Genomic DNA, 11,365 nt, shown 5'->3' on the forward strand with positions numbered 1-11,365 from the left:
TATGACATCAATCGTCAGATCTCAATGCCCGTTTGGCTGATGGAGTCGGTTCATGAATACCATGGCAGTGAACGGTACAAAAAGCGGCAGCAACTGTACTTCATGAAGACGGGGGATACGAACCCTCCCGCTTTCATCAATAAGGATGGAGACCCATTCACCACCAGTAGCCTCAATTCATTGTGGAGTAAGTTACGCACCGCGATACAAGAAAACAGCAACCCTCACTTTAAGCACAAAGAGCATGATTGCAGGGCAACGTTTGGGGCTTACAAGCTTGAGTCTCTGACGCAAATCAAAGAGTTGTCGATGATGCAGGCGTTGAAGATGCTCAAAGATGAAATGGGTCATAAAGATTTAGAAACCACCATGCTGTACCTCAAGCACTACGAGGGCAACCCCGAAAAGAATCATATCCCAGAGATAACCATGAACTTGCTAGAGGATGAGATGCTATCGTGACCGAAGTGATTGATACAGAACAGACAGAGAGAGCTCGCACCTATCGTTCTACACCGACTACCGAAATGGTCACCGATAACACACTGATAGCAATTACTAAGTGGAAATATGTCTGGAAGAATGGTGGTGGTGGCAATTCAACGTGTGACTTTGCGCAGCTAAAAGCATATGCCACTGATGAGCACATTCGTTTGTTGATTTCCAAGTTCCAGCAGTCAGGATGGCGCGAAACATCAAAATCGGCGAATTTTAGATATATCCGTCAAGTGCTTAGCCGTGCTTTTAATACTCAAAGTGGAAAGCAAAAGGTGAAGGTTCAGCTCTCACCTGAGACATGCACCCAGTACATTCATGCTGCCTACCTATCGATGGCAAGTACAGGTGTAGGTCTTAATGGCAAGCCTATCAAAGCAAAGACACTTGGTTGGCTGAGCTCGAACTTGAATTCGATTTGCAAGAAGTTTGGGTTTGGAACAATCCCTAAAGCAGCTCGCAACCTTGATACCCGTTCAGCCTCATTAGATTCAAATAACTACACGCCAAAGCAATTGCGCTCAATCGCGTTTGCCTTATTGGCTGACCGCAAGGCGTTGTTAGCACGCTATCAGGATGAGTCACTACCCGAAGCTCAAAGACGGACTGCGTTTAATAGGTTGGTCTACAATGCGATGTTTATAACCATTTATTATCTTGGGACTGGCCGAACAGAAACTCTGAGTATGTTTTTGGATGATGAATGGGTGTGCAAAAAGTCAGGCGCTGGTCGCATTAGCATAGAGGGATTCAAGGCTCGCGGAAACAAAGTTGAACAACGCTCTTTCACCCCGAGAGCATCTTGTAAGCGCTTTTTTGAATCACACCTCTCGCTGTCAAAGGCACACTCTGTTTCTCTGGGGTTGGATAAGCATTACCTGTTTCGAAAAGCGAATGGCATGGTGCCAAACAGCAATAACTTTAATAATTATTCTCAAAATTATTTGGTTAACTACTCCGAGCGTATTCAGTTGTTAATTAAAGAAAACCCTGATTTCCGCTTGAACTGCAATCTGCTGAAATCTTCCATTAAACAGTATGCGGAGCAGAAGCTAGGACGTAGCAAGGCGGCAGAAAACACCCGTAATGCACCGCAGACTTATGACAACTCCAAATATGGCAAGGTCTCTAAGGGCGAAGCCAGAAGTCAATTGGCGCTAGGGTTAACGGCTTTGCACAACTTGGGCAAGAATCCTGACGGTGGAACTGTAATCGCGGTCGCACAGGCCAAAGAAGCAGTTGGACTTGTCATTTCGCACGAGGAATGGGAGGTCTTGAAGGAAGCAGCTGCTGAGTACGGTGTCGTTAAGAATCAAAACGGTGGTTTTTGTAAGGGGGCCAACACACCTCAGAAAAAAGAATTCCAAAAAAACGTAGACAAGAGTGACTTCCTCTCCGATGAAGAAAAGTCTCAACTAGGCTGCGGGTTTGTCGTGAAATGCTTTGGTTGCTCTAACTTTGGCGTTGTGGATGACCCACATGATATATGGCGGTTATTGTCTTTTGAGCAGCGATTGAATGAAGCCATGGTGGTGCATCAAAACGTAGAGCACTTCATCACCAACTTTGGCGAAGTCAAGGCCAATCTAAATAAGCTCAAGGCGCGTTTTAAAAAGGTTCATCTCAAAGCTGCAATGAAGCTACTAGAGCGCGAATGTCACCCTTTGTGGGACGAAAATTCAGTCATGGACATATTCAGGGGATAAACCATGTATAGCGTCAGTTATGATGTTGCTAAGTTTGAACAATATGCATTCCCATCAATGCCGGGCTCGTTCCCCATGCCTTGCGATGAGACGGTGGTGAGCGTGGATAAGGATGGTAACCCCGTCTCCTATTTCAAAGATGACATTTGGGACTTTAATGCGTTTTTTAATCTCACCAACGAATCAAAATCGCTATACCAGATAAATTTCCATCCTAAAAAGCACAACCCCGATCTGCTTATCGAACTCAAACAACGGATCTATTTTTTGATTTGGGGGTCGCAGGGGAGCCTGCTACACATGGAAGGAGACGCGTTTCGTAAGTTCAGCCATTGCCATGATTTAGCAAGGTGGTCAAACGCTGCCCTGAGGGTATTTAAAGGTACCCCCATCGATTCCTTTCCCTTGCTCAGCAATGAACTGGTCTTTGGTCAATTGCTGTATGAGGGAAAAAAGCACAGTGAAGAAACAGTATCTCATCGCTTAAAAGCACTGAGCGTCCTTACGCAACTAAATCAACATTTCCCAGAACCGCGTCGCTTTTCACTTGGCCTTCCTGAAGGTAAAACAATCAAAACAATGGCCAAGCAGTATTCAGCGGCAGGCCGTGGGCATTACCCTACGGTTATCCCTGTTATTTATGAACAGTTGATGGGGCGCTTGATAGAAAATGTCACCACGGCTCATAATAAGCTGGAAGACCTTGGCGATGTAAAAGCTTATGCCAAGAAATATGTCGTAACAGAGCGCCAAGCCTATGATGAATTTAGGGCGATAGGAGGCGCTTGCTTTATGACGCTTTCTGCATTTACGGGGATGCGAATTAGCGAGCTAACCCAAATTGACTCCACCTCTTACAAAGAAGTTGACCTTGATGGTATTAAACTATGCACCCTGCGCTCTTGGACTCGTAAGTTAGATAAATTACCCAGAGAAGACGCATGGGCCTGCGCTCCTATCTGTAAAAAGGCGCTAGAGGTCTTAACCGTGCTCAACGACAGCTATCGCTCTAATAAGGGGAGCATTCACTGTTCACCGCGATTTCGTCTTGATGGTAGCTCTGGGATGGGTGACAACATCTCTAGTCAGTTAGAAGATGTCGTGTTAAACAAACAAAACCTTAGTAGCCTCTTCGCATATTACTCAAAGCACTTAGATATTACTTACGACCCAGATGAAATGGATGAAGTGTATGGCTTGCTTAACCCTGTTGTACCCGCGATATATAACCCTATTAAAGAACGGGGAGATGGCTCAATTTACTGGCATTTTACGACGCACTCGTTGAGGCGTACCTTTGCTCATTTTGTGGTGGGGAATGGCCTGGTATCTCTTGCCGCTTTGAAGCACCAGTTTAAACATATCAGACTATCAATGACGGCTATCTATGCCAGTCATGCAGAAGTCTTAACGCTGCTTGGTATAGATAATCCTGCCAACATTAAAAAAGCGGTTGAAGACGCAGAGATGGAAAGCCACAAGGCCTACTTACGGAACATGATAGGCCACCCAGGAGAGCAGTCAGGTGGGTTTATGAAGGTGTTTGAGGGTGATCCTCGTGTAATGACAGAAGATCAATTTGAAGAGCTTGCTCAGAAAACCAAAGGGGCAAATAAATCGACCGGTTATGGACGATGCTTTGCTGGTTTTAAGTGCAAAATGGAACACCTGTTTGAGCAATCGAGCTGTCTGGGTCGTGACTGTGAAAACTTAAACATCAATAAGGAAGAAGCGTTGCGCTGGCAAGCGCGTCACGGACGAATCGCGGCACGATTACAGCAAATGAAGGAGATGGGGTTCTACAACCAGAACACACTTGCTCGTGAATTGACGGATATCCGTGCCGCTGAAAAGGTCATGCGTGATCACGACATCGAATTTAAACGATTTGAATTAGGGGCTTTGTAATGGCAAACGTAAAAACTAAGTTGCTCAATGCCTTTGAGTCGCTCAAAAGTGAAGGCAAAAAAATTAGCCCTTACGCTGTCGAAAAACGAGCGGGCGTGGCGAACGGCTCATGCAAAAATCACCCCGCAGTATTAGAGATTATTTTGGATGAAAAGGCTCGCTACCACCCTAACCCCACTGTTGCTAAGAAGGGGGAACCTAGGCAGAAAAAGCATATTGATAAGGAGCGGTATGATGACTTGGAAGAATCTAACAAGCGCTTGAGAGCTGAGAGTGGCCAGTTTAGAGATGAAATGAAGGTCATGGCAACTTTCGTAGCACAGTTAACATGGGAGTTGCACCGCTACAAAACATCAACAAGACAGCACTCTATTAATGTGAAGAATATTAAGGTGTAAAGCCGAAAAGCAGAACTGATAGATTGCCCAACTCAGTTCTGTCCATAGGCGAGTTAGTTAACTGAACCAACTCGATTCTGCCCTAAAATCAGTTTCACACCTACCCTCATTGTACTTTTTGAAGCTTTCTATGGCTGACAAAAATGAATAGCTATCCACATCAAATTTTTGAAAACAAAACTCCATCTATGCAACGATATCTGATATTGTGACAAAAATGGATATTGGGTGGGTTATCATGATTTCAGGTATAAACGGTGGCAACTGCATACTTAGCTCTATGGCTAAAGAGCGAGTCAAGAGCGGGATTATCGACCACGCACAAATTTTAGGTATGAAAAGCGCATACACAGTCGTTTTCGATGGTTCTCAGTGGAATGGTGAACCATTAGTGTTAAGTAGCTCTAGACAGCCTTATGAACCTCGTATCTTCAAAAGCTTGGACGGGGCTTTAGCTGAGTTACTGCGTATAGGCCTAACAGAAGCATCAATCAAGATTACTGACAACACTGATTCAGAATAAAATCAGTCTTATATAGATTTACAAGAATAAAATCGGATACACAAAATGACAATCAAAGAAGAAACTCTTCATTCGAACATAGAGACAGTAAATAGCAAACAGCTTGCGGTGCTAAAAAAGCATTTTCCTCAGTGTTTTGATAAAAATGGACATTTCATCCAAGAAAAAATGCTTGAAGTGGTTAATGCCAATGAAGTTGAGCTTTCAAAAGAATCATACTCATTGAACTGGCTTGGTAAGTCTTATGCGCGTCTATTGACTAATCTTCCTCCTAAAACATTGATCAATGAAGATCTTGTACATAACCAGTTAGAACAGAACAAAGACAGTAAAAACCTGCTTATTAAAGGCGATAACCTAGAAGTGCTTAAGCATATGGTTAACGCATACAGTGAGAAGGTTAAGATGATTTATATCGACCCTCCTTACAACACGGGTTCAGACGGCTTTGTTTACAATGATGATCGTAAATTCACGAAAGAACAGTTAGCAGACTTAACAGGTATAGATCTCGATGAAGCCGTTCGAATATTAGAATTTACAGATAAAGGTTCAAATAGTCATAGTGCTTGGCTGACATTTATGTATCCAAGGCTTTATATTGCTAAACAATTATTGCGTGAAGATGGTGTAATATTCATTTCTATTGACGATAGTGAATCTAGTCAAATGAAACTAATTTGCGATGAGATATTTGGAGAGCATAATTTTGTTTCACAGTTAGTTTGGGAAAAGAAAAAAAAAGGAACGTTTTTATCAAACACAATAACTAGTGTTAAAGAATATATATATGTTTATGCCAATGTTAAGGAAAAGTTTTCGGGGCTAATCGGTGAAGTTAACTCATCAACAGAAACTTACCCATGTGTAAATGCCAGTAATAAAAGAGAAATTAGGCATATACCAAAGGGTATTAAATCTAAATACAGAGAGCAAAATCATAAACTAGAGAAAGGATCAGTCATATCGGCATCTACTATGGATCTCATTCTACATAGCGATCTTGTTATTGAGGATGGTGTGTTAGCAGAAGACCTTATCATAGAGGGGAATTGGCGATATAAACAAGATGTCATGGAAGAATATGCTAACAAAGATGAACTTTATATTACCCAAGATTTATATCTAAGACGAATCGTAGATGAACCGAGATATAAAACATTAAAAGACCTACTCCCTAGAGTCGGAGATGATTCAAAGAGTAATTTCAAAGATATAGATTTAAATAATTTATTTTCTGATGGTTGGGGGTCAAATGAAGATGGAGAAGAGGAATTACGAGAGCTTTTAGGACATAAAGGTTTGATGACTTTCCCGAAGCCTAAAAAATTAATTCAAAAACTATGTTTATCTTTAAGAGATAAAAATAGTATAGCAATGGATTTTTTTGCAGGTTCAGGCACTACAGGGCAAGCCATAATGCACCTAAATTCATTAGATAATGGATCAAGACAATTTGTTAATATTCAAATTTCTGAAAAAACTCCTTTGGATTCTGTAGCATCAAAAGCAGGTTATAAAACTATTTTTGACATAACTAAAGCTCGAATCACTAAAGCTGCTGAAAAAATTCGTGAAGAAAATCCTGATTTTCAAGGCGATTTAGGGTTCAAAATTTTTGAAACTGTAGAAGATTTCAGAGTCGAAGATGACGATAAAGAACTGTCTTTAATGACGATGACCATGTTTGATGATGTGATGCTGACTGATGATCAATATCATACGCTTTTGACCACATGGCGTTTGTATGATGGGTGTGAGTTAACGACACCTGTCCAAGATATAGGTCTAGATAATTATACCGCTCACCTGTGTGATAATCGCTTGTATATGATCGCATCTGATTTCTCTAGTGATGCTTTGAAAGCGCTTCTTTTGAGACTTGATACTGATAAGCAATTCTCACCTAATAAGATTGTTTTCTTTGGTAAAAACTTTGATAGCGTAAAGCAAATGGAACTAAACGAAGCGCTAAAAAGTTACGCTAATAAAAAGTCATTAGAAATTGATCTAGTAGGAAGAAACTAATGTCAAAGGGATTCACATTTGAGAAGAACCTGCCACATCAAAAGGCTGGTGTAGACGCATTGATGAGCATGTTTGTTGGAGCGCAGCCTCAACAATCTGACGATCCTATAGTTCGTCTTAGAGTAAACCCTTTGCTTAGTATCACAAGCCCTCAATACTATGCAAACATCAAGACAGTACAAGAGTTCAACGGGATAGAGCATAAAAAAGAGTATTACAACGCTAAAAGTAACGTTATTGATATATCGATGGAAACAGGTACAGGCAAGACTTATACCTATACCAAATCCATGTACGATCTCAACAAAGCTTTTGGTATTAACAAATTTATTGTGATTGTCCCTACGCTTTCAATTAAAGCAGGTACAGTTAATTTTTTAAAAAGTGATGCACTCAAAGAACATTTTCGTGATGACTATGAGCGTGAATTAAAAACTTATGTCGTAGAAAGTCAAAAAGGTTCTGGTAAGAATACTAAATCTTTTATGCCCCAAGCAGTTTATGATTTTGTTGAAGCGAATAATTTTAATAAAAAGCATATCCACGTATTGATTATCAACTCTGGAATGATTAACTCAAAATCATTGGTTGAGACTTACGACAAAGGATTGTTAGACAACAAATTCGATACACCCATTGACGCTATCAGCGCTGTAAGACCGTTTATTATCATTGATGAGCCTCACAAGTTTCCTACAGCTAAAAAAACATGGGATAACATCAGCAAGCTCAATGCTCAGTACATTTTTCGTTTTGGTGCTACGTTCAACGAAGACTACGAAAATCTTGTTTATCGACTAACTGCTGTGGATGCGTTTAACAACGACCTAGTAAAAGGGATTAACGCTTTTATTGAAGATGTTGTTGGTGATGACTTCGCAAACCTTAAACTCACTAAATCAACGGCTAACGAAGCAACATTTGAATTAAACGAAAGTGGAACTAAGACCTTTTATAAACTAGCGAAAGGTGAGTCATTATCTAAGACACACAATGAGATTCATGATCTGTATATTGAATCACTTAACACAAAAATGGTTGTCTTGAGTAACGGTATCGAAATTAAAATCGGCAAGTCTATCAATCCTTATTCATACTCGGATACACTTGAAGATAATATGATCCGTAAAGCGATTAAGGAACATTTCAAGCTTGAACGTGAGTTACTGACTCAACGGCCAAGGATCAAACCGTTATCGCTTTTTTTTATTGATGATATAGAAGGTTATCGTGATGGAAACAACCTCTCAGGAAGCTTAAAAACTAAGTTTGAAGAATGGGTTGTTGCAGAGGCTAAACAGTGCTTAAAAGTTGAAACTGATGCCTTCTACAGAGAATACCTAGAAAAGACCATTAAAGATGTGTCTGTTGTTCACGGTGGATATTTCTCTAAAGATAATAGCGATAAAGATGAGAAAATCGAACAAGAAATAAGTGAAATTTTGCACGATAAAGAACTACTTCTTTCGCTAGATAATCCAAGACGTTTTATTTTTAGTAAATGGACACTTCGTGAAGGGTGGGATTCACCAAATGTGTTCCAAATCTGTAAATTACGCTCCAGTGGTAGTACAACGTCAAAACTTCAAGAGGTTGGCCGTGGCCTTCGTCTACCTGTAAATGAGTATATGGGGCGTGTTAAAGACCGTTCATTTATGCTTAATTATTATGTGGATTTTACCGAAAAAGACTTTATACGCACTCTTGTTAAAGAGGTGAATGATTCATCATTCAAAGAAACTGTACCAAGCAAGTTAACTCAAGAAATCAAAGATAAAATCACAGCACAATACCCCAATTTATCTTCATTAAAAATTATGATGGAGCTATTAGATAAAGGGATCATTGACGAAAATGAAAATTTACTTGGTTCGGATGCTTACTCAAAACTGAAAGCGCAATACCCTAATGCATTCCCAACGGGTGTTAAACCTAACAAGATTAAGGTTGATAATGGTACTAAAAAAACCTCTAAGATGCGTGTTGGTAAGTTCGATGAACTAAAAGCACTTTGGGACATGATTAACCAGAAAGCGATTTTAGAATATAAAATTGCAAGCGAAGATGACTTTCTTGAGCTGTTTAAAAAATATTTGATTGAAGAGTCTGACAAATTCAAAAAAACAGGAGTACAGACACGTATTGAAACGGTTTATATCCATAATGATACTGCTATGTCCAAGTCAAGATTTGGTAATGATGATGATTTCACCAAGTTCTCTACTATGACTTACAAAGAGTTTCTGAATCGTTTATCGCAAGAAGCATTTATCAAGTTATCTACACTGCATAAAGCATTTATAAGTGTACAAAATACGATAGATATTACTGACTATTTGAATATTCAGACAATCAGAAAAGTAAAATCAGGATTCAGTAAATTCTTATTGAATAATTCATTCAATAAGTTTGGCCTTGGCTATAACATTATATCAAACAGTATGCACCCAACTAAGTTTACTGATGTTCAGGGTGAACCTAGAACCGAAGTTATGGCAAGTGATTTAGGTGTTTATAATGATGACTCGCTTACCCCTCTTGATGCATACCTATTTGAAGATGTGTTTTACGATTCTGAACTTGAGAAATTGAATATTACTAACGGTGAGATTGAATCTGTATCAGTATTTACTAAGATTCCGAAGAACTCAATTAAGATCCCTGTATCTGGTGGTTACTCATATTCTCCAGACTTTGCGTATGTTGTTAAGACAAGTAAAGGTGATTTTCTGAATTTCATCATTGAAACGAAAAATGTTGATGGAAAGGATAGTCTTCGTAAAGAGGAAGAGCGGAAAATTGAACATGCTAAGGTTCTGTTTGAGAAAATAAGTAAAGACGTTAAAGTCGATTTTAAAACACAGTTTGCTGGTGATTTGATTTATGACTTAATCAAGCAAGCAGCTTCTAGCTAGTTTATTAAGAAAGTGAGAGCTTCAAATCCTCTCACTTTTATTCGTACCTATTCACGCATGAAAGTACACTCATAAATAATTAGAACAATCGCTCTAACGGATTTATGTCCAAAAGTGCGTTATCTCGGATGATGTAGCGTTCATTTTGGTTTGTCATAGGCGTTGTTGACTAAATCAGTTGAACCTTTCCGCAATCCTGCGATCTGATCCCATGTAGTAGCGGCATGGTGATGTTATGGGTAAGTCGAAAAAGAAGATAACTAACTGGAGTGAATATAATGAAGCTTTGTGCAAAAGAGGCTCAGTGACTTTTTGGATTGACGACTCAGCCGTTGAGGCGTGGCAATGCAAGAGTCACCATGGCAAACGTGGCAGAGGCTTTCAATTTTCTGATACTGCTATTGAAACAGCTTTGATGATTAAAGGAATATTCTCTCTCCCGTTACGTGCACTTCAAGGTTTTATCAACTCTATATTTGCATTGATGAAAGTCCCTTTGCGTTCCCCTGACTACACCAGTATCAGCAAGCGTTCAAAGACTGTTCAGGTGAAATATAAGAATAAATCTAAAGGCTCAGTTCGCCACATCGCAATTGACTCAACAGGCCTGAAAGTCTTTGGGGAAGGCGAATGGAAAGTTAAAAAGCATGGCGCAGAAAAACGTAGGACTTGGCGTAAACTGCATCTCGCCGTTGATGTCGATACCCATGACGTTATTAGCGCAGAAGTCAGCCTCGTCAATGTTGGTGATAGTGAAGCTCTCCCAACATTATTGAATCCGCTTCGAAGAAAAGTTCATTCCGTATCAGCAGACGGTGCTTACGACACAAAAAAGTGCCACGAAGTATTGCAGGCTAAGGGCTGCAAGCCTCTCATTCCTCCTAGAAAAAATGCTGGTTACTGGGAAAAGGGGCACCCTCGCAATGAAGCAGTCGATGCACTTAAAAATGATACGCTAGCTCAGTGGAAAACGGACTCTGGCTATCACGACCGCTCAATCTCTGAGACGGCAATGTCTCGATATAAAGGACTGACTAGCGGTACCTTGAGCTTGAGATGTTATAACGCTCAAGTTGGTGAGGCGCTGGCAAATGTCAAAGCAATTAACAAAGTCATAGGGCTAGGTATGCCTATTAGAAACTAGCAGGTAAGCTCTGTAGAATAACTACGCCCTTTACCTGATTTGATCAACAACGCCTTTGTCATACATCTAATCTGTAGCAAAGCTAAAAATTTAGATGAGCACTGTTCCTATTTGATCTAACTTTTTTCTCTCGACTCACTTCTGTTAAGAACAAAAAATAAGTTAAAAGTTAGATGACTTTGATGAAAATTAGATAATTGGCCCACAAGCCCCGCCAGCATTGGCTTTACTAACTTTCAAATCTAACT

Annotated in this window: 7 protein-coding genes and 1 pseudogene; all 8 read left to right on the forward strand. The window is 40.1% G+C overall.

All coding sequences use genetic code 11. The features are described from left to right. Positions 1–462 (forward strand): annotated as a pseudogene (locus NE536_RS21660) (hypothetical protein); the annotation flags it as partial. Next, a complete protein-coding gene (locus NE536_RS21665) occupies positions 459–2,201 on the forward strand; it encodes a hypothetical protein (RefSeq protein WP_261273980.1) in 1,743 nt (580 codons plus the stop codon). The pseudogene NE536_RS21660 and the gene NE536_RS21665, both read left to right, overlap by 4 nt. A 3-nt stretch (positions 2,202–2,204) precedes the next feature. After that, positions 2,205–4,109, forward strand: coding sequence for a site-specific integrase (locus tag NE536_RS21670; RefSeq protein WP_261273981.1), 1,905 nt, complete (start codon positions 2,205–2,207; stop codon positions 4,107–4,109). After that, a complete protein-coding gene (locus tag NE536_RS21675; RefSeq protein WP_011787738.1) occupies positions 4,109–4,507 on the forward strand; it encodes a hypothetical protein in 399 nt (132 codons plus the stop codon). The genes NE536_RS21670 and NE536_RS21675 overlap by 1 nt, the downstream gene beginning before the upstream one ends. A 238-nt stretch (positions 4,508–4,745) precedes the next feature. Beyond that, positions 4,746–5,030, forward strand: coding sequence for a hypothetical protein (locus NE536_RS21680; RefSeq protein WP_212751180.1), 285 nt, complete (start codon positions 4,746–4,748; stop codon positions 5,028–5,030). A 45-nt stretch (positions 5,031–5,075) separates the two neighbouring features. Next, positions 5,076–7,058: a site-specific DNA-methyltransferase gene (locus tag NE536_RS21685; protein WP_261273982.1), complete on the forward strand. Its 1,983-nt coding sequence runs from the start codon at positions 5,076–5,078 to the stop codon at positions 7,056–7,058. Then, positions 7,058–9,973: a type III restriction-modification system endonuclease gene (locus NE536_RS21690; protein ID WP_017412995.1), complete on the forward strand. Its 2,916-nt coding sequence runs from the start codon at positions 7,058–7,060 to the stop codon at positions 9,971–9,973. The genes NE536_RS21685 and NE536_RS21690 overlap by 1 nt, the downstream gene beginning before the upstream one ends. Before the next feature lie 235 nt (positions 9,974–10,208). Beyond that, positions 10,209–11,117 carry an IS5 family transposase gene (locus NE536_RS21695; RefSeq protein WP_017043295.1) on the forward strand — a complete coding sequence of 303 codons (909 nt, stop codon included), beginning with the start codon at positions 10,209–10,211 and terminating at the stop codon, positions 11,115–11,117. The last annotated feature ends 248 nt before the right edge of the window (positions 11,118–11,365 follow it).

It is taken from the genome of Shewanella septentrionalis, assembly GCF_025370265.1.
GTDB lineage: Bacteria > Pseudomonadota > Gammaproteobacteria > Enterobacterales > Shewanellaceae > Shewanella > Shewanella hafniensis.